24 protein-coding genes and 1 pseudogene are annotated in these 24,979 nt (G+C 65.8%); 10 read left to right on the top strand and 15 right to left on the bottom strand.

Going from position 1 to position 24,979, the window contains the following annotated elements:
* Positions 1-10: 10 nt before the first annotated feature.
* Genes FPY90_RS15290 through FPY90_RS15275 form a run of 4 tightly spaced genes read right to left on the bottom strand, consistent with a single transcriptional unit; the run spans position 11 to position 3,469 of the window.
* Positions 11-1,495, bottom strand: coding sequence for an aldehyde dehydrogenase (locus FPY90_RS15290; RefSeq protein WP_498681889.1), 1,485 nt, complete (start codon positions 1,493-1,495; stop codon positions 11-13).
* Positions 1,488-2,237 carry an alpha/beta fold hydrolase gene (locus FPY90_RS15285; protein WP_071214625.1) on the bottom strand — a complete coding sequence of 250 codons (750 nt, stop codon included), beginning with the start codon at positions 2,235-2,237 and terminating at the stop codon, positions 1,488-1,490. The genes FPY90_RS15290 and FPY90_RS15285 overlap by 8 nt, the downstream gene beginning before the upstream one ends.
* Before the next feature lie 15 nt (positions 2,238-2,252).
* Positions 2,253-2,804 carry an amino acid synthesis family protein gene (locus FPY90_RS15280; RefSeq protein WP_071214624.1) on the bottom strand — a complete coding sequence of 184 codons (552 nt, stop codon included), beginning with the start codon at positions 2,802-2,804 and terminating at the stop codon, positions 2,253-2,255.
* The gene (locus tag FPY90_RS15275; protein ID WP_083411187.1) at positions 2,801-3,469 is read right to left on the bottom strand and encodes an amino acid synthesis family protein; all 669 of its coding nucleotides are present in this window, start codon (positions 3,467-3,469) and stop codon (positions 2,801-2,803) included. The genes FPY90_RS15280 and FPY90_RS15275 overlap by 4 nt, the downstream gene beginning before the upstream one ends.
* 627 nt (positions 3,470-4,096) lie before the next feature.
* Here FPY90_RS15275 and FPY90_RS15270 point away from each other — a divergent pair.
* Entirely contained in the window at positions 4,097-5,662 is a 1,566-nt protein-coding gene (locus FPY90_RS15270; RefSeq protein ID WP_498681887.1) for a purine-cytosine permease family protein, read from the top strand.
* Positions 5,663-5,711: 49 nt separating this feature from the next.
* A complete protein-coding gene (locus FPY90_RS15265) occupies positions 5,712-6,260 on the top strand; it encodes a cysteine hydrolase family protein (protein WP_498681885.1) in 549 nt (182 codons plus the stop codon).
* 151 nt (positions 6,261-6,411) lie between these two features.
* On the opposite strand, the gene FPY90_RS15260 is transcribed toward FPY90_RS15265, so the two are convergent.
* The gene (locus FPY90_RS15260; protein ID WP_498681883.1) at positions 6,412-6,978 is read right to left on the bottom strand and encodes a GntR family transcriptional regulator; all 567 of its coding nucleotides are present in this window, start codon (positions 6,976-6,978) and stop codon (positions 6,412-6,414) included.
* Positions 6,979-7,257: 279 nt separating this feature from the next.
* Between FPY90_RS15260 and FPY90_RS15255 the strand changes: the two genes are divergently transcribed.
* Both FPY90_RS15255 and FPY90_RS15250 read left to right on the top strand, forming a co-directional pair.
* Complete coding sequence (locus FPY90_RS15255) at positions 7,258-8,187, top strand: flavin reductase (protein WP_286135337.1); 930 nt, start codon at positions 7,258-7,260, stop codon at positions 8,185-8,187.
* 72 nt (positions 8,188-8,259) lie between these two features.
* The gene (locus FPY90_RS15250; RefSeq protein WP_071214619.1) at positions 8,260-9,888 is read left to right on the top strand and encodes a BCCT family transporter; all 1,629 of its coding nucleotides are present in this window, start codon (positions 8,260-8,262) and stop codon (positions 9,886-9,888) included.
* A gap of 228 nt (positions 9,889-10,116) precedes the next feature.
* Here FPY90_RS15250 and FPY90_RS15245 read toward each other — a convergent pair whose 3' ends face one another.
* Positions 10,117-10,470: an ArsR/SmtB family transcription factor gene (locus FPY90_RS15245; RefSeq protein WP_071214618.1), complete on the bottom strand. Its 354-nt coding sequence runs from the start codon at positions 10,468-10,470 to the stop codon at positions 10,117-10,119.
* A gap of 157 nt (positions 10,471-10,627) precedes the next feature.
* Between FPY90_RS15245 and FPY90_RS15240 the strand changes: the two genes are divergently transcribed.
* The 4 genes from FPY90_RS15240 to FPY90_RS15225 are packed head-to-tail and all read left to right on the top strand — an operon-like array spanning position 10,628 to position 15,603.
* A complete protein-coding gene (locus FPY90_RS15240) occupies positions 10,628-12,256 on the top strand; it encodes an ABC transporter substrate-binding protein (RefSeq protein ID WP_498681880.1) in 1,629 nt (542 codons plus the stop codon).
* Positions 12,238-13,266 (top strand): ABC transporter permease, encoded by a 1,029-nt coding sequence (locus FPY90_RS15235; protein WP_498681878.1) that lies wholly within the window; start codon positions 12,238-12,240, stop codon positions 13,264-13,266. The genes FPY90_RS15240 and FPY90_RS15235 overlap by 19 nt, the downstream gene beginning before the upstream one ends.
* Positions 13,259-14,902 (top strand): ABC transporter permease subunit, encoded by a 1,644-nt coding sequence (locus FPY90_RS15230; protein WP_498681876.1) that lies wholly within the window; start codon positions 13,259-13,261, stop codon positions 14,900-14,902. The genes FPY90_RS15235 and FPY90_RS15230 overlap by 8 nt, the downstream gene beginning before the upstream one ends.
* On the top strand, positions 14,899-15,603 hold the full coding sequence (locus FPY90_RS15225) for an ABC transporter ATP-binding protein (RefSeq protein ID WP_498681873.1): 705 nt from the start codon (positions 14,899-14,901) through the stop codon (positions 15,601-15,603). The genes FPY90_RS15230 and FPY90_RS15225 overlap by 4 nt, the downstream gene beginning before the upstream one ends.
* 45 nt (positions 15,604-15,648) lie before the next feature.
* Here the strand turns inward: FPY90_RS15225 and FPY90_RS15220 are convergent, their stop codons facing one another.
* The 9 genes and pseudogenes from FPY90_RS15220 to pyrE all read right to left on the bottom strand — a co-directional run bounded on the left by FPY90_RS15220 (position 15,649) and on the right by pyrE (position 23,501).
* Entirely contained in the window at positions 15,649-16,734 is a 1,086-nt protein-coding gene (locus FPY90_RS15220) for an ECF transporter S component (RefSeq protein WP_498681872.1), read from the bottom strand.
* Between the two features lie 554 nt (positions 16,735-17,288).
* A complete protein-coding gene (locus FPY90_RS15215; protein WP_498681871.1) occupies positions 17,289-18,173 on the bottom strand; it encodes an urease accessory protein UreD in 885 nt (294 codons plus the stop codon).
* 17 nt (positions 18,174-18,190) lie between these two features.
* Positions 18,191-18,805: an urease accessory protein UreG gene (gene ureG, locus FPY90_RS15210; protein ID WP_071214615.1), complete on the bottom strand. Its 615-nt coding sequence runs from the start codon at positions 18,803-18,805 to the stop codon at positions 18,191-18,193.
* A 46-nt stretch (positions 18,806-18,851) separates the two neighbouring features.
* Positions 18,852-19,553, bottom strand: coding sequence for an urease accessory protein UreF (locus tag FPY90_RS15205; protein WP_498681869.1), 702 nt, complete (start codon positions 19,551-19,553; stop codon positions 18,852-18,854).
* On the bottom strand, positions 19,534-20,007 hold the full coding sequence (ureE, locus tag FPY90_RS15200) for an urease accessory protein UreE (protein WP_498681867.1): 474 nt from the start codon (positions 20,005-20,007) through the stop codon (positions 19,534-19,536). Before ureE ends, FPY90_RS15205 begins: the two co-directional genes overlap by 20 nt.
* Positions 20,008-20,036: 29 nt before the next feature.
* A complete protein-coding gene (gene ureC / locus FPY90_RS15195) occupies positions 20,037-21,749 on the bottom strand; it encodes an urease subunit alpha (RefSeq protein ID WP_071214612.1) in 1,713 nt (570 codons plus the stop codon).
* Positions 21,750-22,018: 269 nt separating this feature from the next.
* Positions 22,019-22,321 (bottom strand): annotated as a pseudogene (locus tag FPY90_RS15190) (urease subunit beta); the annotation flags it as partial.
* A gap of 19 nt (positions 22,322-22,340) precedes the next feature.
* Complete coding sequence (locus FPY90_RS15185; protein ID WP_071214610.1) at positions 22,341-22,643, bottom strand: urease subunit gamma; 303 nt, start codon at positions 22,641-22,643, stop codon at positions 22,341-22,343.
* A 300-nt stretch (positions 22,644-22,943) separates the two neighbouring features.
* The gene (gene pyrE, locus FPY90_RS15180) at positions 22,944-23,501 is read right to left on the bottom strand and encodes an orotate phosphoribosyltransferase (protein ID WP_071214609.1); all 558 of its coding nucleotides are present in this window, start codon (positions 23,499-23,501) and stop codon (positions 22,944-22,946) included.
* Between the two features lie 151 nt (positions 23,502-23,652).
* Between pyrE and FPY90_RS15175 the strand changes: the two genes are divergently transcribed.
* Both FPY90_RS15175 and nadE read left to right on the top strand, forming a co-directional pair.
* Positions 23,653-24,105 carry a MarR family winged helix-turn-helix transcriptional regulator gene (locus FPY90_RS15175; protein ID WP_071214608.1) on the top strand — a complete coding sequence of 151 codons (453 nt, stop codon included), beginning with the start codon at positions 23,653-23,655 and terminating at the stop codon, positions 24,103-24,105.
* Between the two features lie 46 nt (positions 24,106-24,151).
* Positions 24,152-24,976 (top strand): NAD(+) synthase, encoded by an 825-nt coding sequence (nadE, locus tag FPY90_RS15170; RefSeq protein ID WP_071214607.1) that lies wholly within the window; start codon positions 24,152-24,154, stop codon positions 24,974-24,976.
* Positions 24,977-24,979: the final 3 nt, after the last annotated feature.

Below are 24,979 nucleotides of genomic sequence, written 5' to 3'. Positions count from 1 at the left end.
GGTATCCGTCCTATCCGCGCATGACGAAGGGGTCGGAGACCGGGCCCTCGTCGGTGTTGATCCAAATGCTCTTGAGCCGGGTGTACTCGTACATCGACTCGATGCCGTGTTCGATGCCCACCCCGGAGTTCTTGAAGCCCTGCCGCGGAGACATCGGGGACATCGCCCGGTAGGTGTTGACCCACACGGTGCCGGCGTCGAGCTTCCTGGCGACGCGGTGCGCGGTGGCCAGGTTCTGCGTCCACACCCCGGCGGCCAGGCCGTACTCGGTGTCGTTGGCCAGGGCGAGCAGCTCGTCCTCATGCTCGAAGGGCATGATGGCGGCCACCGGGCCGAAGATTTCCTCGCGCACCACTCGCATGTCGTTGTCCACGTCGGTCAGCACGGTCGGCTCGTAGAAGTAGCCTGGCAGCTCGAGGCCAGCCGGCCGGCCGCCGCCGCTGTGCACGGTCGCGCCCTCGGCGGCGCCGATCTTCACGTAGGATTCGACCTTCTCCAGCTGGTCTTTGAAGGCCAGCGGGCCCAGCTCGGTCTCATCCAGCAGCGGGTCGCCGATCCGGATCGAGCGGGCGCGTTCGGTGACGCGTTCCAGCAGTTCGTCGTACACCGACTTGTGCGCGAAGACGCGGCTGTCGGCGATGCAGGTCTGTCCGGCTGCGGCGTAGATGCCCGCGACAACGCCCATCGCGGCATTGGCCACGTTGGCATCTCCGAAGACGATGTTCGGGCTCTTGCCGCCAAGTTCCAGGGTGCATCCGATGAACCGGGCCGCCGCCTGGGCAGCAATGTGCGAGCCGGTGCCGGTGGAGCCGGTGAAGGAGATCTTGGCGATCTTCGGATGGCTCACCAGTGCGGCACCGGCCTCGGCGCCCAGTCCGGTCACCACGTTGATGGCGCCCGCCGGGAAGCCTGCCCGGTCCGCGAGCTCGGCCAGCAACAGCACCGTGCGCGAGGTGTATTCGCTGGGCTTGATGACCACGGTGTTGCCGGCGGCCAGGGCCGGGGCGATCTTCGAGGTGGTCAGCGTCAGCGGCGAGTTCCACGGTGTGATCGCCCCAACCACGCCTAGCGCCTCGCGCTGGGTGTAGTTCAGGATGTCCGGGTTCGTGCTCGGGATCTGCGAGCCCTGGATCTTGTCGGCCAGCCCGGCGTAGTAGTAGAAGTACTCGGGCAGCATGCGCATCTGCCCGCGCATCTCGCGCAGCAGCTTGCCGTTGTCCAGGCTTTCGCACATCGCCAGCTGCTCGGCGTTCTCCCCGACCAGGTCGCCTAGGCGGCGCAGCAGGTGTCCCCGTGCGGTGGCGCCGATCCTCTTCCAGGCGGCGGACTCAAAGGTGCGGCGGGCGGAATTGACGGCCCGGTCCACGTCCTCGGCGTTGCCGCGGGCGGCCTCGTAGAGGACCTCCAGGGTCGCCGGGTTGGTGCTGGTGAAGTAGGTTCCCTCGGACGGGGCCACGTGCTCGCCGCCGATGAAGTGGTTGAGGCGTTCAGTCACGATTCATCCTTTTCGGGTTGTCGATCAATGTGGTCAGTGCGTCGGCCAGTGCCGGTGCGTTCTCGATGGGCAGCATGTGTCGGGCGTGCGGTACGACGACAACACGGCAGTCGGGCATCGCCCGTCCCAGTCGGTGCGACATCTCAGGGGTCGAGCCCGGGTCGTCGCTGCCGGTGATGGCCAGCGCGGGCGCGGTGATGTCGCCCAGTTCGGGTCCGATCTCCTGGTCCCCGTGCGCGAACACCCGGTAGGCATGCAGGTAGGACTGGATGTCGCTGCGGGCCAGGACCTGCCTGACGGCCGCAATCCGCTGCGCCGGCACCGAGGTGGAGGCCTTCGGGAACCAGCGTTCGATGGCCAGGTCCACCCCCGCGGCGAACTCCGTTCCCGCGGTGTCCAACCGGCGGGCCACCGCCTCGGATTCCTCCGCAGTGCGCCGGCACACGGAGTTGACGGAGGTCAGCGTGAGGACCCTGGCCGGCGCAAAGCGTGCAATGTATTGGGCGATGAGTGCCCCCAGCGAGAACCCGACGAGGTGCACTGGACCTTCGGGCAGCCGCGACATCACGTGCTGCGCCAGGGACTCAAGCGTCTGCGGTTCCCGCAGGGGCGGCTGTGCGCCGTGGCCCGGCAGGTCCAGCGCGAGGGTCGGACGGTCGCACACCGCCCGGAAAGTTTCCCACATACTCCGGTCCAGGCCGACCCCGTGCAGGAGCACGATCCGTGGTTCGAGGACACCCATCACGAACAGTCGCTCCTAGAGCTCGGTCGAGAGCGCTGCCAGGCGCTGCTGAGGACGGCCACCGGTGGCCGCCGCCAGGGCGATGATGATCTCCCCCGGGTGCGGGGCATCGGGGATGCTGACCTCGATGCTCTGGTGGTGCGAGCGAATGGTGGCGTCGGTGAAGTGTTTCAGCGGGATGTCGAAGTGCACCCCTGCCGGGCCGCGCTTTTCCACGGCCGGCAACAGGGTGGTCGCCTGAGCCGCATCGCGGAAGTGGTTGCCGAACTTCAGTGTGTGGATCAGCGCGGAACCGTGTTCAATCTCCCCTTCAAGCCCGACAATGGCGGCCTTTCCATAGGCCTCCAGCGGGGCGCCCAGCGCCTCGATGACCTTCGGCGCCAACAGCGCGCCGAGGTCGGAGGCGACGGCGTCGATGCCGGCGTTCAGGTCCTCGACGAAGCCCTGGCCTGCCCACGGGTTGTCGAAGATCGCCGCTACGATGGCGATGCGGGCGACGGGGTCGACGTCGCGGCCGCCCTCACGGGTGGTTTCCTCGACGATGGTCACAAGCTTGCGGTATTTCACAGTGTAATTTCCTTCAGGATCTCGGAGGTGACGGGAATATCGGTGTTGCGGTCCCCGATCCGCGCGTGCGGGCGGGGTCCGGTGGACGCTGCGGCGACGACGGCGATTTCCGCTGCGTTCGGCGCATCTGACAAGAAGATTTCAATGGTCTGGTAGTGACTTCGGGTGGCCGGTGCGGTCTTGTGCCACATCGGGATCCGCAGACTTTCACCCGGCTGGCCGAATCCGTCGGCGAAACACAGGATGGAGGTACCCTCCAGCGCCTCGCGCATCAGGTTCCCGAAGTACGGGGTATGGATCAGCGCCCCGGCGTGTTCGATTTCGCCCCCGGCGCCAATGAGGGCCGCTTTGCCGAATGCTTCTACCTTCCCGGCGCCTCCCAGCACGTCCAGCAGACGGTCGGTCAACAGCTTCGACAGCAGCGGGGCGATGCGCTCGGCTTCCGGGGCGAGCTCGAAGTCGGTGCCGGTGCCTTTCCACGGGTTAGCAATCACCGCGGTCGAGGTGGCCCGCAGGATCGAGTCGCCCTCGGCATGCGGAATCTCTTCGCTGAATGTCGATATCTTGCGAAGTCCAATGGCTGCGGCAATGTCGTCATAGCCGCCTAGGGTCGAACGCGTGCTGAGATCGACTACTGTCGTCGCCGCAAGTGGGGTTGTTGTCATGTTTTGGAGCTTTCTGGTCTGTGGCGTCGTTGGGCCCCTTGTGGCCTGGGATGTCAACCATCCCGCCTTCCCCCGTTCCGGGCAGCCTTGCCCTGGCGGGAATCCGCGGCGTGGCTGCCGGCAATCAGGCGTCAGCCGGACCGACGGACGTTGTACAGGGGTTCAGGGTCAAAGACCCCAAATCTCAATCTGTTGCATACAAGAACTGTAGTCTTTTCTGTACGAGTGTGCAAGAAGTCACCTTGAGTGCACTCATAACTCATGAGATACGCGCAAGCTGTTGCGCATCTCACACTAGATGCTACGATCTGATGCATGCAACAAATCAATACTATTTTTCCGCTCTACGGCTCCCGGGCACGGGCGCCTCGGAGCAGGGAGCACGGGCGCTTTGTTGGGCTCTTGACTCTGCTCGCTATTCGCCGACCGTGGCCGCGGACGCTGGGGGCGCCGCCGGTCAGAGGTTCCGCTTCGCTGAGGGTCGACGCTGGATGATCTTCGGAGCAGGTCCAGGAAACGGCAGCACCCGGGGTGCGTCCCCAACCCGGACTCCACCTGGGCACGCCGCTTCCACCAACCGTCGTCCTCGCGCCGGGAGCACTGATCGACCGACGCTGGATCGACATCATGGCCCCGGCCAATATGGGGCTGCCACTGGCTCCATCCCTCCGTTCAAAGCCCCGGAGGGTCGGATCTTCCCCACGTGGGCCGCCCGGCCTGTGGCTATTTCGCATTCACTCACAGACAAAGGACATAACGATGTCACAGTACGATGACTCGCAACCTGCGTACGGCACGTCGCTTACCAAGGCAGAGCCATTCGCAACCGAGGAGATTCCCGACGGCGAGCGCCATGGCCATTCCCGCAACCAATTCACCCTGTGGTTCGCCGCCAACATGGTGCTTGCCGTCATGGTCTCCGGATTCTTCTCCTCGATGTTCGGCCTTTCGGTGTGGCAAGGGTTGAGCGCCGTGGCAGTCGGAACCCTCTTGGGCGTTATCGTCATGGGCGTTCTGGCCGGGATCGGAACGAAGCTTGGGGTTCCGCAACAGGTGCAGGGCCGAGGCCCAATGGGCTTCTACGCCAACTTCGCGCCAATCACGCTGCTGACCATCGTTTCAGCCATCGGTTGGACGGCAGTCAACACCGTTTTCGCCGTGATCGCCCTGCGCATGCTCGTCGATGTGCCCTTCTGGCTCGCAGCGTCGCTCATTTTCGCCGTGCAATCGGTCTTCGCCATCTGGGGCCACAACCTTGTCCACCTCGTCAACAAGATCGCCACGGTGGTGCTGGCCATCCTCTTTGCCGTGATCACCGTGCTGTCAATGCGCGAGGCCGACTTCAGTGCGGCGGTCAACGTCGAGGCTCCGCTATACATGGGAAGTTTTGCCGGATGGGCAACCTTCGCAGGCTTCTTCTTCGCCTATGTGATGACCTGGACCCCGTTCGCTTCCGACTTCTCCCGCTACCTTCCGCGCAAGACCCCGCACTTCAAGGTGATGGGCTATACCGCGGCCGGAAGCTTCGTCGCCATGACCTGGCTGGGCGGCATCGGAGTGCTCGTTTCGAGTTTCGCCGGTGAGCTAGATGCGATCGCAGCGCTGGCCGAACTCACCGGTTCCTGGGCGCCGGTGGCCATGATCACCGTAGTAATTTCGACGCTGCCGGTCAGCGCCATGAACCTCTATGGCGGATCCCTGTCGCTGCTCACGATCCGCGTCCCGGTCAACCGTGTTGTCGGCGTGATCATCATTGCCGCGGTCAGCCTGTGGATCACGTTGCTGATGCAAACCAATCCCTACGGAAACTTCTACGACTTCCTCTCGGTCTTGGCGTACTTGGTCGTTCCGTTCAGCACCATCCTGCTGCTGGACTACTATTTGCGCATGCGCCGCGACCTTTCAAAGGCCGTCACCGAACTGTTCGATCGCCGTCGTTCGATCGAGTGGGGATTCGCGGCATGGCTCATCGGTTGCGTGGTCTCCTCCCTGTTCTGGAACACCAGCCTTTGGACAGGCCCGTTGGCCAACGCGTTCGTGGCTTGGGGAGATCTCGGGTTCGTCACCGGAGCCTTGGCATCGACGGCTGCGTACCTATTGCTGTACCGTCTACCCGTATTGCCCTTCATGCGCACCGCCGGCCGAGACCATGCGGCGAACGACCCCCGAACCGAAAAGGTAGAGGCCAAGTAACATGACCGGGAATTCACCGATGCGCATCGTGCAGGGGAATAGTGCACTCGTGGCCATCGACATGCAGGTGATCTTTCAGGATCCGCACAGCCAGTGGCACGTATCGACGTACGAGCAGGTGGCGTCAAGGGTCGGACGGCTCGTTTCCCGGTTCCCCTCGAACGTCATCTGGACGAGGTTCGTCAGGGACCCCGAGGAACAAGGCAGTTGGGGCGCATACTACGACCGGTGGGGATCCTGCCGGCTGGAACCCCACGCAGTTGACTGGGACCTGACCCTGTCTGTCTCCCAGCGCGACCAAGTCCTGACCCTGCCAACGTTCTCGAAGTGGGGTCCAGAGTTGGCTTCACTGACCGCCGACAACGAACACTTGATTGTATGTGGCGTCGCCACGGACTGCTGCGTGTTGTCAACGGTGATGGGTGCGGTCGACGCAGGAAAGCACGTCACCTTAGTGGCCGACGCCTGCGGCGGGGCGACTCCGGAGGCGCATGACCAGGCCATTGGCCTCATGAAGCTGCTGTCACCCATGGTTCGGGTCGTGGACACCGCGGAACTGCTGGATAGCACCAAGGCTGCGGCCCAGGCATCCGGTTAGTTCAAGAAGCAGCGGCCTAGCCTCACACGAAAGCGGCGGTGCCGGGATGAGCATTATTGGTACTTCCCGGCACCGCCGCTTTCGCGCCACATGGAGGCGGTCGCGGGCATCTGCATCCGACCGCAAGAGCCGGACACCACCACTGCGGGCGCTACGTATCGCGGTTGCCACCCAGCAACTCGCGGGCCGAGGCATACACGTGGTTTCGCATCGCGGCCTCGGCCCCGAAGTGGTCCTTGTCCTGGATCATCTGCAGCACCTGTCGGTGTTCGCCGCTGGAGGCGGAAATCCTCCGTGGATTCTCCACGGTCTTGAGCACCAATCGATGGAAGGCCAACTGGTTCATCAGCAGCCTGTAGTGCTCGACCAGCTTGGTGTTGTCGGAACCGTTGACCAAGGCCCAGTGGAACTCATGCACCAGCTGGGCGTAGCGTTCAGAATCGCGGGCCGCAGCGGCGGCCTCCGACGCTTTGACGTTCTTCTCCAAGAATTCCAGGCTCGGCGTCCTGCCCCGCCGCGCCAGCAGGCCGGCGGCCAGGCCTTCCAGGCCTTCCTTGAGCTGGAAGAGCTCGACGATTTCCCGCTTGGTTGGTTCGCGGACGTATGTGCCGACCTTTGGCCTGATTTCAATCAGACCCTCGCGCTCGAGCTGCTTCAGCGCTTCGCGCACCGGGGTCCTGCTGACATCGAACTGCTGGGCCAGGAAGATTTCCGACAACGGCTCGCCTGGAGCATAAGTTCCCCCGAGCACCAACCCCCGGATCCGGGCAAGCAATGAATCGTCCGATGGGGGAGGCGCCCCGAGGTCAGTGAGTTCCGATGTACCTTGCATACAAGAACACTACGATGCATGCAAGATCAAGTCAATCTGTGCATCAGCTTCCGAAGTAAGTTCCTGATATCGCGGGGAATTTAGGAATTTCTGCAATCCGGTTGACCGGGTATGGTGACCGGCATTACAGTCTCTAGTATGCAACAGACATTTGAAGATACTCTCGTGAACGCATGGACCTCCGCATGGGATCGCGGCGAAGTCGATGCTCTTAAATCCATCTCCAGTGACGGCTACACTCGGCACGGCAAGTCCGGCGGCTCCCCGATGAACCTGGACCAGTACCTGGATGAGATTCGTGCCATTCGCCAGGGTTTTCCGGATCTGAGCACGACCATTGATTCGATCATCGCCGACGGCGAGCGGGCGGCCATCTTCTGGACGACCACCGGCACGCACACCGAAACGTTCCTTGGTGTGCCGGCCACCGGCAAGTCCGTCGTAACCCAGGGCTCCAATCAAGTCGAATTGCGCGACGGGCTGATCCACCGAGAAACGGTCACCTGGGACGGAACCGAATTGCTCAACGCGCTCGGAATCCGTTCGCTGTCCGACGCCATCGCTGCCGAGAAGGAACAGACAGCGGAGGTCGTCGTGGTCGATCTGTCGGGGGAACCCGACCTTGACGCGATGAAGGCATTCAACCGCCAGTTCGTCACCGGTGTGACCGTGGTGACCACCATGGAAGACGGAAAGCCCAAGGGCCTTGCCGTCAACGCCTACTCCTCGATTTCCTTGGAACCGCCACTGGTCATGGTGTGCGTGCAGAAGACGTCTTCAACGTACCCGGCGTTGTTCGCTTCCACCCACCTCGGAATCAACATCCTTTCCCGCGAGCAGAAGGACACCGTTTCCACGTTCGCCTCGAAGTCGACCGACAAGTTCGCCGACATCGAGTGGCACCAGGGCCCGGAAGGCAGCCCGTTGATCGACTCTTCATCGGCCATGATCGAGGCGGAAATCCGCGAACGCTTCCAGGCCAAGACCCACACGATTTTTGTCTGCCGTGTGCGCCATGCAGAGGTTACCGACATCGAACCCATGGTCTACAAGGCAGGGCGCTTCTACGACGGGGCAAACCTCGCCTCGCTTTAGCCCTTGCCAAAGCACCACCAGCTAACGGACCGCGCGTTCCAGCGGACCAGATCAGAGAAGTAGGAGACCACTATGGTCGAGAAGACATTGGTAGAGAAACCCAGTCCGGGTCCGACTCAGCCAACTCCAGCGAGACGGCACTCGGACCTGCCCAAGGTGGGCGCCGTGTTCTGGGCGTCTCTGGTCCTTCTTGCCGGGTTCCTGCTCTGGGCCAGCATCTCCCCGGCGAGCTTGGGATACCTGATGACCAGCAGCATGGAGTGGATCACCCGCTCCGTCGGCTGGAGCTATCTGTTGGTAACGCTGGGGTGCATCGGCCTGATGATTTATCTGGGAGCGAGCCGCTACGGCAGCATCCGGCTCGGCTCGAACGACGACAGGCCGGAATTCTCCACGTGGGCCTGGCTCGCGATGATCCTGTCGGCCGTGATGGGAATCGGCCTGATCAGCTACGGCGTCGCGGAGCCGATCTCCCACTTCATGGCTCCTCCGCATGCTCTGGAAGAGCCCGAGACCATGGCTGCCGCCGTACGCGCGCTGCAATTCAGCTTCTTCGACTGGGGCCCCCACGCTTGGGCGGTTTTCGGCGTCTTCGGCCTGGCCATCGGCTACTCAACGCACCGCAAGGGGCGCCCGGGACTGGTCTCCCCCATGTTGCGCCCTGTGCTGGGGAAATTGGTGGATGGCTGGTTTGGGAAACTCGTCGATGTGTTTGCCATCCTAGCTACGCTATTCGGCACCACAACGTCGCTGGGCCTAGGTGCGGCCCAGATCGAGGAAGGGCTGAACCGGGTATTCGGACTACCAACCGGGCTCAGTGTCCAAGTCATCATCATCGCCATCATCACCGTCTTGTTCACGCTTTCGGCGCTGTCGGGGGTTAACCGCGGCATCAAGTACATAAGTCAGATCACGATGGCCCTTTCGGCTGGTCTGGCCCTATTCGTCCTGCTGATGGGACCGACCAGCTTCATCGGCAATATCTTCTTCCGGTCCATCGGCCAATATGTGAGTGACTTCTTCCAGGTTTCCCTGATCACTCCCTCCACTCCGGACGACCTTCAGTGGATGCAGTGGTGGACCTACTTCATGATGGCTTGGTGGCTCAGTTGGGGAGCCTTCGTGGGCGTTTTTCTGGCGAAAATCTCCAAGGGCCGGACCATCCGCCAGTTCGTAGCGGGCGTCCTCGGTGTCCCCAGCCTGGTGTTCTTCGCGTGGTTCACAATCTTCGGCGGAACCGCCATCAAATTCGAGATGGATGGGGCACCCATCGCAGCGCAAACGGCGGAGAACCTGAATTCGGCATTCTTTGCGATGCTCAACGAGCTGCCGCTAGTGCAGGTCACTTCCGTGATCACCATGATTCTTGTGGCGCTGTTCTTTATCTCGGGTGCCGACGCAAACACCTATGTGTTGAGCATGATGTCCAGCAAGGGACACTTGACGCCGACCCGGCCGGTGCTGACCATTTGGGGCGTACTGACCGGGGTCAGCGCCGTGCTGCTTCTCTTGGTTGGCGGTCTGGCGGCATTGCAACAGGCAGCGATGCTGTCCGCGCTGCCCTTCACCATCATCGTTGCGCTGTTGGGAGTATCGCTGACCATAGAGCTTCGGAGGGATCCGGAGTTTGACGTGTTGCGGAAGTCCAGGTTCGACTTGCGCAAGACCGTCTACGGACATAAGCAAAATCCGGAACAGTAGTCGTCACACGAACCGAACATGGAACCGCCTTGGCGGCAGCGAAAGTTGCCGCCAAGGCGGTTTCAGATGCCGCACACGTCACCCGCAGCGGCGTAGCCTCCGGGGTTCGAGATGATGCCCATCAGGAAGGGACGAACGCTTCGTCGCCGATCAAGCCCTGCCGGAGTTTGCCGGGGTAGCCGCTGAGCGGGCATCCCCTATTCCGGGCAGCACGACGTGCCCGGGGCCTCAGTGATCCGGGTGCTCGGGATGCAATTCCGAATGCGGTGCCTGCATCTGGTGCAGCAGCCGGTGGACCTCGGGGTGGGTCAGCGTCCAGCGGCGGTAGCGGCCGTCGGCACGCACGCTCACCACGCCCGCCTTGTGCAAGGTGGCCAGGGCCTGGGTGACGGTGTTCGCTCCCAGCGCCGTGGCGGCGGCCAGCTGGCTGACCGCGGAGTCCGGGGCGGCATGCATGGCGATGAGGATCTTCATTCGCGTGGCATCCGCAACCAAGGCAAAGACGTCGATCCAGTCGGGCATGTTCGGCTCCGAGGCGGCCACCGCGTCCGCCCCGATCTTGCTGTGTTCCGTTTCCGGCATGTGGTCCCCTCCTTCCCTTCGTTGCGGGCTGGTGCCCAAGCTCACCGGACCCATGCCCCGAACCCTTCATCTGTCCACCTGGACAGATGTACAGTAGGGGCGTTGCCGCATCCCGTTTGCCCGTCGGCGACCCGGATGAAAGGCCCAAACCCAAAACGTGCGAAATCCACAACGCCTGACGACGCTGGCCGTTCTTACCTCCATTCTATTGGTCGGCACCGGTTGCGCACCTGCGGCTCCCGGGACCAGCGGCGCGAAGCCCGCCCAGCCCGCGCTGTCCCTGCTCACCGCGGCCCTTCCCGAGACGCTCAATCCGCTGGCCGGATTCGACAACAACGGCACGGGCAAGATCAACGAATCCCTCTACACCCTCACCGGCTCCCCCGACCGGTTGCCGCGGATCACGCCCCTGCTGGCAGCGGACGAACCAACCGTTTCCGCCGATGCGCGCACGTGGACGGTCCCGCTGCGCGACGACGCCCGGTTCAGCGACGGAACCGCCTTTGATGCCGCGGATGTCGTGGCAAGCTACCAGGCCATCATGGATCCGGCGAGCGCCTCGCCGATCATCGGCACGCTCTCAAACGTCGTGGACGTCAAGGCCCTGGATGCGCACACCGTCGAATTCACGCTGCGCGAATCCCAGGTCTCGTTCAAGACCGCGATGCTCATCGGCATCGCCCCGTCCGAAGCCATCGAGCCCGGACAACGGGTCGAGGAATCGGCCTTGAACCGGACACCGGTGGGCACCGGACCCTACCTGGTGGATTCGATCGGCCCCTCGCGCCTGGTCCTGGTGGCCAACGCGGAATACCGCGACGGCGAGGCCGCGCTCAAGCGCGTCACCTATGAGGCGGCCCCCGATGACAACGCCCGCGCCCAGCGCATGCTGGCCGGGGAATTCGACGGCACCGTGCTGCCCCCGCGCCTGGCGGCCACCTTCGAGGCCAATACGGCCTTCGAGCAGGTGACGGCCACTTCCGCGGATTGGCGCGGACTCTCCCTGCCGGCGGACAACCCGCTGACGTCCGACCCGAAGGTGCGCCTTGCGCTGAACCTTGCGGTGGACCGGCAGGGCCTGGTCGACGGGGTCCTGGCCGGCGCCGGGCGCCCGGCCCACACCTTTGTTCCCGCCGAGTACGGGGATGCCTTCGACCCCGCGGCCGTCTTTGCCCACGACCCGGCCCGCGCCGCCCAACTGTTGGACGAGGCCGGATGGGTTCTCGAAGCTGACTCCATGCGCTCCAAGGACGGGACCCCTGCCGCGTTCACGCTCATGTACAACCCCGGGGACCAGCTGCGCCGGGACATGTCCCTGGCGTTCTCCGCCCAGATGAAGCAGCTGGGCATCGACGTTCCGGTCGAGGCAGCAACCTTCGAGATGGCCGAGCCGCGGGTGGGCACCGATGCGATCATGCTCGGCGGCGGCGACACCCCCTACGACGTGGACACCCAGCTGTACAAGATGCTGCACTCCTCCTACCCGGCGGCCGGCGCCTACTACGACAACCCGAGCAGGTTCGCCGACCCGGCCATGGACCGGGCCCTGGAAACCGGGCGCACCACCCTGGATGAGACCAAACGCGCCGCCGCCTACCGTGAGGTTCAGCGCCGCTACGTCGAGGACCCATCCATGGTGCTGCTCGCGTTCATCGACCACACCTACATCCAGCGCACCTCCGTCTCCGAGGCCTGGACCGGCACCGGGACGCTGCTCGAACCCCACGACCACGGCACCGCGTGGGGCCCGTGGGTCAAGATCGGCCAATGGGTCCCGAAACCATGAGCACGCGCGTCCCGACGGCGGGCACGAAACGACGCCGCTCGCGTGCCGGCGAGGTCCTGACCCTGCTCGGACGCCGGGCCCTGGTGGGGGTCCCGGCCACGGCCGCAATCACCGCGGCGGTCTTCTGGCTCGCGTCCCTGGCCCCCTTCAACCCGTTGGCCCTGTACATGGGCACCCAATACGAACACGCGACCCCGGAGGCGCGCGCGCAACTGGTCGACCGGCTGGGACTCAACGACGCCTGGTACGCAATCTGGGGGCGCTGGGCTTCCGGTGCCCTGCGCGGGGACTGGGGAATCTCCCGGCTCTTCGGCCAGCCGGTGGCCCAGGTGGTTTCCGAACGCCTCCCCTACACCGCGCTGCTGGTGGGGCTCGGGCTAATGGTCGCCATTGCGCTCTCCGTGCTGCTGGCGGCGGGTGCCGCCCGGCGCCCGGGCTCCCCCGTGGACGCCCTCGGCCTGGGGCTGGTGCACCTTGCCCAGGCGATTCCGCCCTTCGTCCTGGGCCTGGTGGCCATCGCCGTCTTTGCGATCGGGCTGGGTCTGCCGGCCGGCGGCGCCTCCTCGGGAGGGGCCGACCCCACGCCCGAGGGCCTTGCCCTGCACCTGGTCCTGCCCGTGGGAGTGCTGGCCGTGACCCTATTGCCGTGGCTGGTGCTGAACCTGCGGGCCTCGCTGCTCGAAGCGCTGGAATCCGATGCGGTGCTGGCCGCGCGCGGCCGCGGGCTCGGCGAGTTCACGGTGCTGCGCACCCACGTGCTTCCGGTCGCATTGCTGCCGTTCATCACGGTGCTGGGTTCCCGGCTCGGCGAGCTGGTCACCGGGGCGCTGCTCATCGAGGCGGTGTTTTCCTGGCCGGGCCTGGCCTCGGCCACGGTGTCCTCGGCGACCGCCGGCGACTTCCCGCTGCTGGCCGCGGTGACCGCGCTGACCTGCGCGGCGGTCTTTGCCGGGTCCGCGCTGGCCGACGCCTGCTACCTGCTGCTTGATCCGCGGGTGGGCGATGTCTAGGCCCCGCCCGCTTCCCGTGGTGCTGCTGGGGATTGTCCTCGCCTTCGCCGTGCTGGTTCCGTGGCTGCAACCCCTGGACCCGCGCGCGGTGGACCTGTCCGCGGTGCTCCGGGCGCCCTCCCCCGAGCATTTCTTCGGCACCGACCAGTTGGGCCGGGACGTTTGGATCCGTTCGGCCCAGGGCCTGCGCATGTCCCTGCTCCTGGCGCTGGGCGCCTCGGTGTTCTCCACGGCGCTCGGTGTGGGCGTGGGGCTGCTGGCCGCCTGGCGCGGGGGGATCGTTGACCGCCTGGCCATGCGCCTGGTGGACACGACCAACGCCCTGCCGCACCTGTTGCTGGCGGTGGTCATCGTGGCCCTGTGGCGCGGGCAATGGTGGGCGATCGTGCTGTCCATTGCCTTGACCCACTGGACGCAGGTCGCACGGATCGTGCGCTCGCGGTTGCTCGCCGAACGCACCGCTGACTACGTGCAGCTGGCCCGTGCCTCCGGAGCCCCGGCGGCAGCGATCTGGTGCACCCACCTGGTTCCCGCCGTTGCGCCGCAGGCCGCCATCGCCCTGGTGCTGCAGCTGCCCCACGCCATCTGGCATGAGAGCTCGCTCTCCTTCCTGGGGGTGGGGCTTCCGCCCGAATCCGCATCGCTGGGCCTGCTGCTGGAGGATGCCCGCGGCGGGCTGCTGGCCGGGGCCTGGTGGCTGCTGGCCTTCCCCGCCGGGCTGCTGGTGCTGGTCAGCTGGTGCGCCGCTTCGCTCATCGACACCGCGGGGACCTCCCGGCGCCGCCGGCTGTCCAGGCTCTTCGGACGAGGCCCCTGCACCGGCACGGCCGCTTCGCCGGCAGCTTCGGCCACCCACGCCGCCTCGGACCATGCCCCCGGCAGTCCGGCGATCCTGGTTTCCGGCTTGGACCTCCGGCTCCCCTCGACCACCGACCCGCGGGCAAGCACGCTGGTGCTCAAGGGAATCGACTTCCGGGCCGAGGCCGGGTGCATCAATGTCATCCTGGGCGCCTCGGGGGCAGGCAAGTCCCTGCTGCTGCGGACGCTCGTCGGGCTGCTGCCGGCCGGTGCCCGTTTCACGGGAAACATCGTGATCAACGGGCGGACACTGGATGCGGCAGGGCTGGCCGCCGCACGGGGCACCGGCACCGTGCTGGTGCCGGGCTCGGCCGCCACAGCGCTGAACCCGGTGCGCAGGGTTGCCGCGCAGATGCGGCAGACCCTCCGGGCCTCCGGGCGTCCTGGGTCCTCCGCCGATGTCCTGGCGGCGCTCGAGGCCGCAGCCGTAGACGGCGCGCTGGCCGGGCGCCACCCCCACGAGCTCTCCGGCGGGCAGGCCCAGCGCGTGGCCCTGGCGCTGGGCGTTGCCGTGGAGTCACGGATCCTGCTGGTGGACGAGCCCACCAGCGCATTGGATGCCGACACCGTTGGCCACATCGAAACGCTCCTGCGGTCCCGGGCTGCGGCGGGCACGACCGTCGTCATGGTCACCCACGACCTCGAGCTGGCCCGCCGTCTCGCCGACCACGTGGTGGTGCTCCGCCACGGGCGGGTCGTCGATTCCGGACCCGCCGCCGAGGTGCTGGGCGACAGTGCGCATCCGGAGACCGGCATGCTGCTGGGGGCCCCCGCATGAGCCTGGAGCTGAGGGATGTCGCTTTCACGCACCCCGGTGCCGACCAGGCGGCCGGGAAGCTGCTGGACCGGGTGGACCTGGCCGTGGGCGCGGGGGAAATGGTGGGGCTCCGTGCCCCGTCGGCTGCCGGCAAGTCGACGCTGCTGCGCATTGCCGCCTTGATGGTGCCCGCGGATGCGGGAACCGTGCTCATCAACGGGCGGGGCTTTGCCCCCGGCGCCCCGGTGCCGCGGGAGGTGCGCCGATCCGTGGGCGTGGTGCTGCAGTCACCACGGGCAGCGGCCGATCCGCGAATGCGCCTCGATGCCCTGATTAGCGCGCCGCTGTCCTTCCGCGAGGGCTGGTGGCGTCCGCATCCGCGGCGCCACGCCGGACGCCTGGCCGAATTGGCCGAACTGGCGCAGCTGGATCCGGAACTCCTGCACCGCTACCCGCACCAGGTCTCGGACGGGCAGCTCCAGCGGGCCATGGTGGCCCGCGCCCTGGCACTGGACCCCGACGTGCTCCTCTGCGACGAACCCACGGCCCAGCTTGATTCCGAAAACACCGCTGCCGTCCTGGGAATGCTGGCGAACCGTGCCGCAGCAGGGGCCGCGGTCCTCATCGCCTCGCACGACACCGCCGCGCTGTCGGGGGTCGCCGACAGGATGCTGGACCTGGCGGGGATCAACCGGGCAGGAGATCGTACCGGGCGCGCCTAAACCCAGCATGCCGCCCGGCGGACAGGTCCCGGACGGGGAGACGGTTCACGGTGAATCGGGGGCCTGTTTCGAGAAGCCCCTCCGGGTCCCGGGCACCGGCCCATTGACCGCCAGGTTGGCGGGCAATGGGCGGGAACCATGCCCGGCACCGCGGACGGGGTTGCCGATCGCCTTTACGTGGAGCATCACGTCCGCACTCAGGTTGTCGTAGAACGGAACCTCGATCCATCGCCGCACGGCACCCAGCGCGCCAAGGACAATGAAGCCGGTCAGCAGTTTGTCGGCCAACGAATGAACCACATTCGATCCCAGGACGGCCACGGACAGGGGATTGCCCATCTGGGCGAGGTTCCGGGTCGTGTGCTCCGAGGCGTGGCCGGTTCCGCCGTTGAACAGCAGGAGCAGCAACGCGGTTGCGACCACCGAACAGCTGAGGGCGACCAGGACATTGAGCAACAGGTATCCGGGGAAGGTCCGGCACAGCCGGAGGCTGCGTGCCCCGTACCCCCACACCAGGGCGCCGACGACGTTGACCAGCGCGAAGGCAATCGACGAGGAGTCGGTGATGCCCAGGCCAATGGCGTTCGTTGACAACCCCACCGCCACGCCCGCCCAGGGGCCAAGCGCGATTGCGGCTATCGCCGTGCCCACCATGTCGAAGTAGAGCGGCAGCCCCAACCTGGCCACGAGCGTGAACCCCAGGACGTTTAATCCGATGCATGCCAAAACCAGCATAAACTTCCGGCCATTGGCCGGAGCCGCCGTTTCGACCACCGCGGGCCGAGGGTCCGACTGAGCCGGTTCAGGCAAGACGTCCGGTTCAGGCGTCACGGCCGGTGCCGCTGGCAGGTTCCTTCTGGCGAGAAGGCACCGTTCCTCCCATTGTGCGGACTCGATTTCGGAGGCCTCCAGGACGCGGGCGATTTCGCCGACAAGATGGGGGTTGACCCGGGTCCGTCCGGTCCGGAAGGCGTCATAGACGGTGGTGCGGGCGGGACGGGCATTGCCGGCGTCCACGCCGTTGCGTTCCCGGTGGGCGGCAATGCGTCGAACGATCTCGGCGTAGGAAACGTCGCCAGCGGCGAAGCGCAATTGCTGCAGGTCCTGCGCAATTTCGTCATACGCACCCATAGGGGCGTCCACTGCGCGGGGTTGGTCAGTCATTTGGTCCTCTTCGGCCACGGGCGCGCATCCCGCGCCATGCGTCACCTGCAATCTTAGGCATCCGGCTGCCCCACTAGGAACGTTGTGACGACCCGTTCGGACAATTCGGCTTTGTTCGGGGTTGTTCGAGAACCGGAAGTTCGGGCATTTTTGCTTGCCGCGTCAGCTATGTTGATATTTGGGTGGCGGCCAGCGGTCGAATGCCAGACGTCTCGATCTTGACATCTGGCCACCGAGAGCCTCGGCCCCGCGGCATCATGGGATGTCCGGACCATGGATATATTCCTCAATTGGAATTTAATACCAAGGCTCCACTTGGCATCCGCAAGCGGGAACCGCGGCGGTTTCAGGACGATCGCCCGTGTACTCGGCACGACCAAACTTGGGGGCGTGCCGGGCACAGGGGCCGGTCGGCAAACCCGAACCTTGCGCGCGGCGGGAGAGCACGAATCTGGCTCCCCGCGCAACCTCCCCGCGCTCCGAGTGGCGGGCTGTCGGCCTTGGCCCGTGGGGCGCACGCCCTAGTACTTGCGCAGGTTCAGTGCCTTTTGGCCCCTCAGGTGGAGGCGAAGCTCGTCAACCACGGCCATCAGGACCGCATTGATGGCCTCGGTGGAGTTCGACAGTGCCCGCACCGCGACGCCCGGGCCCGGCACCTGGCTGATGCCCAGGTGCACCGGCGTGCGCTGCGCTTCCCCCATGCGGTAGGCCAGCTCGCGGATGCGCTCGACATCCGACGCCCCGATCTTCGCATCGATGGCCAGCAGCATGCCCACGTGCGTGAAATCCTGCAGGAAAAGCAGCGAATCCAGCGAGTCCTCCCCGGGCCGCACCAGCAGGTTGTCCAGCACCGCGAGCTTGCCTCCCACGCTGACCTCGGTGCGCAGGCGCACCTCGTCGTAGCGGAAGAGCTTCCCATCCGGGCTCCACCCGGGGGTGAGCACCTCGCAGAACAGCAGGCTGGAGTCCTGGTGCATGTCCACCCGCGTGAACTGCCGGTAGCTGGCCCCGCGGTAGGCAATGAGCTGGTCGGGCACGTATTCGAGCACCGCGCCCGGCCCCAGGCGCACCACCATGTCCTGGCGGGCAAAGCTCCCCGGGGTCTTGTAGACCTTGGTCGCCGACTGGGTGGTCAGCAGCAGCGAGGTGCCCTCGTCCACCGAGACCTCGATGCCGTAGTTGTCCCCGCCCAGGTACCCGCCGCCGGGATTCACGATGGTGTAGCAGACCTGGGCGGTGTCATCGAGGTAGTGCGGGCGCAGGATCCGCAGCGCGCCCTGGTGGTACTGCCGCGTGGCGATGGCCTTGCCGGCGCGCGTGCCCACCTGCAGGCGCAGCTCGCCGACGAGCTTGGTTCCTTCAAAGGGCGAGGGGCCCAGCTCCCGGATCGCCGGCTGTTCGGCCATTTTCGGTGCCATTGGCCCTAGCCCAGATCCAGCATCAGCACCTCGTGCTTGAGCCAGTCGATCACGGTGTCCAGTCCCTCGTCGGTCTTGAGGTTGGTGAAGCAGAACGGCTTGTCCCCGCGGAACTCCTTGGAGTCGCGCTCCATCACCGACAGGTCGGCACCCACGTACGGGGCCAGGTCGGTCTTGTTGATGATGAACAAATCCGACTTGATCATGCCCTGGCCGGCCTTGCGCGGGATCTTCTCGCCCTGGGCCACGTCGATGATGTAGACGGAGAAGTCCACCAGCTCCGGGGAGAACGTCGCCGAGAGGTTGTCTCCCCCGGATTCGACGAAGATGATCTGCAAATCCGGGTGCTTGGCCTTGAGCTCCTCGATGGCCGCGGAGTTCATCGAGGTGTCCTCGCGGATCGCGGTGTGCGGGCAGCCGCCGGTCTCGATGCCGACGATCCGATCCAGCGGCAGCACGCCGTTGGCCGCCAGGATCTTGGCGTCCTCGATGGTGTAGATGTCGTTGGTGATCGCGGCCATCGACACCTCGTCGTTCAGCCGCCGGGTGATCCGCTCGATGAGCTGGGTCTTGCCCGCTCCCACGGGGCCTCCGATGCCAATGCAAATCGGTTCCATCATGCACTTCCTTACTGTCGTGGGTTTCGCGCCCCGCGTGTCCGTCCGGTCAGGACATGAACATGCGGGCGCGCAAGTGTTCGTGGCGCATCTGCGCTATTTCCAGGCCCGGCGCCGCCGCGCCCAGGTCTTCCTCGTCCAGGGTGAAGATCGTCTCCACGGCCGCCAGCACCGGGGTGTGCATGGCCCGCAGCACCCGCTGCCCGGCGTTCTGCCCGATCGGGATGCCGCGGATCGCGTTCTGCGTCAGCGAGGTGATGGTGGAGAACAGGTAGGCGGCCACGGTGTCGGCGCACGGGGCGCCGGCGCCTTTCGCGCCCAGGGCGAAGGCGATGCCCGGATGTCCTGAGCACGCCCCTGACTCCACCTGCAGGCGGTACGCTTCCAGTTCGGGCGTGGGGAAGACGCTGGTGGCCACGTGCAGCATGCGTGCACCCATCTTCACCCCGGCCTCGCGGATCTGCCGGGGCACCGCCGCGGCGGTCACCAGCGCATCGAGGCGCGCCAGCGCTTCTCCCCCGGCGGCCTCGTGGGCGAGGCGCACGGTGAGTCCGTCGGTGTAGGCCAGCGACTGGGACAGGAACTTCTCCAGCCACAGCGTGAAGCTGGCCTCGTCGTGCACCGCCCGGGTGGATAGGTAGCTTTCCAGGCCCATGGAGTGGCTGAATGCGCCGGTGGGCAGCGCCGAGTCGGTCAGTTGCAGCAGCGTGAGCAGGTGCCCCGCCGCCTGCCTAGTGGGTGTGTTCGGCATGGCGGAACGGCACCGGCATCACGCGTTCCTGGCGCTGGTACGGCGTGTGGTGGTGCTTGAGGAAGTCCTCCACGGTGTGGTCGTACTGCACCACCATCACCGCCGTCCCGTAGTCGGAATCCGCGTCGAAGAACTGGGCCTGCAGGTGCCGGTTGCCCAGCGCGTGCGCGACCTGCCCCATCTCGAAGACGGATCCCGGGGCAATGACCAACACGTCGGTGGGCAGCACCGAGATCGTGATGATCTCCTGCTCGTTGCGGAACAGGATGTCCCCGTCGGCCAGGTCGGGTCCCGGGGCCAGGCGGATGCCCAGCTCCCGCCCGTGGTCGGTGGTGACGCGCTGGATGCGCTTGACCAGTGCCGACGAGGGCAGCACGACTTTTTCCTCGTGCAGCTTCGCCAGCTCGGCCGCGGGAACATCTTTCTTGTTCCCCGATAGCTGCTCGATGATCATGAAACTCCTTGGTTGTTCTCGCCGTCGGTTTAGAAGAGGAAGTAGCGCTGGGCCATGGGCAGCACGCTGGAGGGCTCGCAGGTGGCCAGCACGCCGTCGACGGTGACCTGGTAGGTCTGCGGGTCGACCTGGATGTCCGGGGTTTCCCCGTTGAACTTCATGTCTGCCTTGGTCAGCGAGCGGATCCCCGACACCGGGCGGATGACCTTGCGCAGCCGCAGGCGCTCGGGAACGCCCTCCTCGATCGCGGCCTGGGACAGGAAGGTGATCGAGGAGTGGTGCACCGCTGTGCCCAGCGCACCGAAGTTCTCGCGCAGCGTGCGCGGCTGCGGGGTGGGGATCGAGCCGTTCGCGTCGCCCATCAGCGACTGCACGATCAACCCGCCCTTGATCACCATGTCCGGCTTCACGCCGAAGAACGCGGGATCCCAGAGCACCAGGTCGGCGAACTTGCCTTCCTCGATGCTGCCGATGGAATCGGCGATGCCGTGGGCGATGGCCGGGTTGATGGTGTACTTCGCCACGAAGCGCTTGATCCGGAAGTTGTCCCCGACCTCCGGGTCGCCCTCCAGCTTGCCGCGCTGGCGCTTCATGGCGTCGGCGACCTGCCAGGTGCGCAGCACCGTCTCCCCGACGCGGCCCATGGCCTGGGAATCGGAGGAGGTCATGGAGAACACGCCCAAGTCATGCAGGACGTCCTCCGCGGCGATGGTCTCGGCGCGGATGCGCGAGTCGGCAAAGGCCACGTCCTCGGGGATGTCCGCGTTGAGGTGGTGGGCCACCATGAGCATGTCCAGGTGCTCGTCCACGGTGTTGTTCGTGTACGGCAGGGTGGGGTTGGTGGAGGCCGGCAGCACGTTGGGCAGGCCCGCCATGCGGATGATGTCAGGTGCGTGCCCGCCGCCCGCGCCCTCGGTGTGGAAGGTGTGGATGACGCGTCCGTCGATGGCCGCAATGGTGTCCTCGACGAAGCCGCACTCATTCAGGGTGTCGGCGTGGATGGCGATCTGCACGTCGAATTCGTCGGCGATCTTCAGGGAGTTGTCGATCGAGGAATGGGTTGCTCCCCAGTCCTCGTGGATCTTCAGGCCGATGGCTCCGGCCCTGATCTGCTCGGCCAGCGGTGCTCGCGCGCTGGCATGGCCCTTGCCCAGGAAGCCGATGTTCATCGGCAGGTTTTCCACGGCCTGCAGCATCCGGGCAATGTGCCACGGGCCGGGGGTCACGGTGGTCGCCTTGGAGGCGTCGGAGGGCCCGGCGCCGCCGCCGATCATGGTGGTGACGCCGGAGGCCAGCGCCACCGGGATCTGGTCGGGGCTCACGAAGTGGATGTGGGTGTCGATCGCGCCGGCGGTGAGGATCTTGTGCTCGCCGGCAATGATGTCGGTGGCCGCACCGATGGTGATGTTGACCCCGTTGGTGATGTCCGGGTTGCCGGCCTTGCCGATCTTGAAGATGTGCCCGTCGCGCAGGGCCACGTCGGCCTTGTAGATGCCGGTGTAGTCCAGCACCACCACGTTGGTGATGACGGTGTCCGGGATGTCCTGGTCGCGGGTCAGCTGTCCGTTTTGGCCCATGCCGTCGCGGATGACCTTGCCGCCGCCGAAGACGACCTCGTCGCCGTAGTTGGTGTAATCGTGCTCGATCTCGGCCAGCAGCTCGGTGTCTGCCAGGCGAATGGCGTCCCCGGTGGTCGGACCGTACATTTCCGCATAGTGCTTGCGGCTCATCTCGAAGCTCATGCCTGGTCTTCCTCCTTCGTCTCGTCCTTCGAAGCCGACTCGGCTTCCGCCTTTTCGCTTTCTTCGGTGGCGCGGCGCACCTCGTCGGGGTGCGGCGGCAGGGATTCGTCGACATCGTCGACGCCGAAGTCGGTGTGGAAGCCGACCGATTCGCGGCCCAGGTTCGGCAGGTCGATGTCGTAGTCGGAAATGATTTCCGCTTCGGTCACCGGGTTGATGCCGGCGGAACCGCCAATGGCCTCGGTTTCGACCGCGGGGATGGTTTCGCCCAGCGGCCCGTTCACGCGGTCCTGGAATCCGTAGACGTGGCGGCGGCCGGCGAATTCGACCAGGTGGACGGTCTTGGCGTCCCCGGGCTCGAAACGCACCGCGGTGCCGGCGGGAATGTCCAGGCGGAAGCCTCGAGCGGCGACCCGGTCCAGGTCCAGCTGCGGGTTGACCTCGGCGAAGTGGTAGTGCGATCCGACCTGGATGGGGCGGTCCCCGTGGTTGACCAGGTTCAGGATTCGGGTTTCGAGCTCCGAATTGCAGAGCACGGGCTCGTCACGCAGGATGTATTCTCCCGGTTTCATGGTCTTCTCTCCCTTATGCCTAGCGAATCGGATTGTGGACGGTGACCAGCTTGGTTCCGTCGGGGAAGGTCGCTTCGACCTGCACGTCGGGAATCATGTCGGCGACCCCCTCCATGACCTGCTCGCGGGTCAGGATCGTGGTTCCGTAGCTCATCAGGTCGGCCACCGTGCGCCCGTCCCGGGCACCTTCAATGAGTTCGTAGGTAATGATGGCGACGGACTCGGGGTGGTTGAGCAGCAGTCCGCGGGATTGCCGGCGGCGCGCCAAATCGGCGGCAACAACCACCATGAGTTTTTCGTGCTCACGCGGGGTCAAATGCATCTAGGGCTCCAGTTCTCAACAGCGGTAATAATAAACGCCACCCGTTATCTTCAACCGGCGGGCAGATGCGCCGGGAGGTCCGTGGATATCGCAAGAATAGCAGAAGAAAACCGGCAATCAGCCGCCGATTCGGGCGGCGCGCCAGCACCGTGGTCCACCCGTGGTTCCCCGTTTACGGGCGGCGGCCCCGCCAAGGCACCCAATCCGGTGCTGACCTAGGCTTAAGCCACGCGTCCCGCGGTTTCCACCCTTGGTGAAACCCGCGGGACGCGTGGCTTTGGCCCGGCGGCCCGGACGGCCTTAAAGCCCCAGTTCGTCCTTGCCGAAGGCGAAGAGGTACGGCACCCCGGCCTCGGCCTCGATGCGCTCCTTGGAACCGGTGTCGCGGTCAACGATCACTGCCACGGCAACGACGTTGCCGCCGGCCTTGCGGACGCCCTCGACGGCGGCCAGCGCGGATCCGCCGGTGGTCGAGGTGTCTTCCAGAACGACGACGTTGCGGCCCTCGACCGAGGGCCCCTCGACCTGGCGGCCCATGCCGTAGGACTTCTGTGCCTTGCGCACCACGAACGCGTCGATCGCACGTCCGTTGTGTCCGGCGGCGTGCATCAGTGCGGTGCCCACCGGATCGGCGCCCATGGTCAGGCCTCCGGCGTTCGTGAAGTCGATGCCTGCCGCATCGAGCATGTCGAGCATGACCTGGCCGACCAGCGGCGCGGCCTCGTGGTGCAGGGTGATGCGGCGAAGATCGATGTAGTAGTCGGCCTCCTTGCCGGAGGAAAGGATGACCTTGCCGTGGACCACGGCGAGTTCCTTGATGAGTTCGAGCAGGCGTGCGCGGGCAGCAGTGTTGGTCATGGACCCAATTCTAGTTTGGAGTTCGGCCCTCCGGCGTTCGCCATGCCCGCATGCCCCCTGGCCCGTGAGGTCCGCGCCGCGGCCCGTCCGGACCGGCGGTGCCGCGATCCTGCTACAGACAGGCAGGTGGTCCCGGGGTTAGGGTGGGGACATGACCGATTCTCGCCCTTTGGGTTACTGGCTTAAATTGGTTGACTCGCTCATTTCCGAGCAGTTCGCCAACTCCCTCGAAGAGCACGGCGTCACGCGCCGGCAATGGCAATTACTCAATGTCCTCTCGCTGGGACCGGCCACCGGCGGGGAGCTCACCGCGGCCCTCGCCCCGTTCTTCGGCGAGGCACAGGCCGAGGACGAGCCGACCAGCCCGTCCGAGCATCTGGCCGAGCTGGTTGAGTCGGGCTGGATTGCCGAAGAAGGGCACACCTTCACGCTCACCGAGCGCGGAGCGGTGTCGCTGGACCGGCTGACCGAGATCGTCGACGAGATGCGCGAGGAGTCCAGCTCGGGAATCAGCACCGAGGAGTACGCCACCACCGTCGAATCCCTGAAGAAGATGGCCGTGAACCTCGGCTGGGATCCGGACAAGCCTCCAGCCGATGTCTAGGTAAACACCCCGCGGCCTCGTCGCGGGGACGGGATAGGCTTGGGGCATGCGCGAACTACAGGCCGTCATCATCAAGGAAATGGGTGTCAAGCCCCGGATCGATCCCGCCGCGGAGGTCCGTGCACGCATTGATTTCCTCAAGGAGTACCTCGTTGCCACGCACACCCATGGGTTTGTGCTGGGCATTTCCGGAGGGCTGGACTCCACCCTGGCCGGGCGCCTGGCCCAGCTCGCCGCCGAGGAATTGCGCGCGGCGGGAACCGATGCCAAGTTCGTGGCCGTGCGGCTTCCCTACGGCACCCAGCTCGACGAAGACGATGCCCAAGCCGCCCTGGACTTCGTGGCCGCCGACGTCGAGCGGACCTTCAACGTCAAGGCCGGAGTCGACGGCCTCGAATCCGCCTTCCACAAGGCCGTGGGCACCCCCGTCTCCGATTTCAACAAGGGCAACATCAAGGCGCGCATGCGCATGATCGCCCAGTACACCCTTGCCGGCGAGGACAACCTGCTGGTCATCGGCACCGACCACGGTGCCGAATCGGTTACCGGCTTCTTCACGAAGTTCGGGGACGGCGGAGCGGACCTCCTGCCGCTATTCGGACTGAACAAGCGGCAGAACCGCGAGTTGCTGCGGCACCTGGGCTCGCCTCGGCAATTGTGGGAAAAGGTCCCCACGGCAGACCTGCTCGACGGGCAGCCGCTGCGCACCGACGAGGACGAGCTGGGCATCACCTACGAGAACATCGACGACTACCTTGAAGGTCGCGAGATCCCCCAGGACGCGGCGCAGAACATCGAGTCGAAGTTCCTGCGTTCGCGCCACAAGCGCACCACCCCGGTCACCAGCCTTGACTCGTGGTGGAAGAGCTAGGAC

It is taken from the genome of Arthrobacter sp. C2 (assembly GCA_024207135.1).
In the GTDB taxonomy this organism is placed as follows: domain Bacteria; phylum Actinomycetota; class Actinomycetes; order Actinomycetales; family Micrococcaceae; genus Paeniglutamicibacter.
Note: the sequence above shows the minus strand (reverse complement) of the source record. Positions and strands in the feature narration are given on the sequence as shown.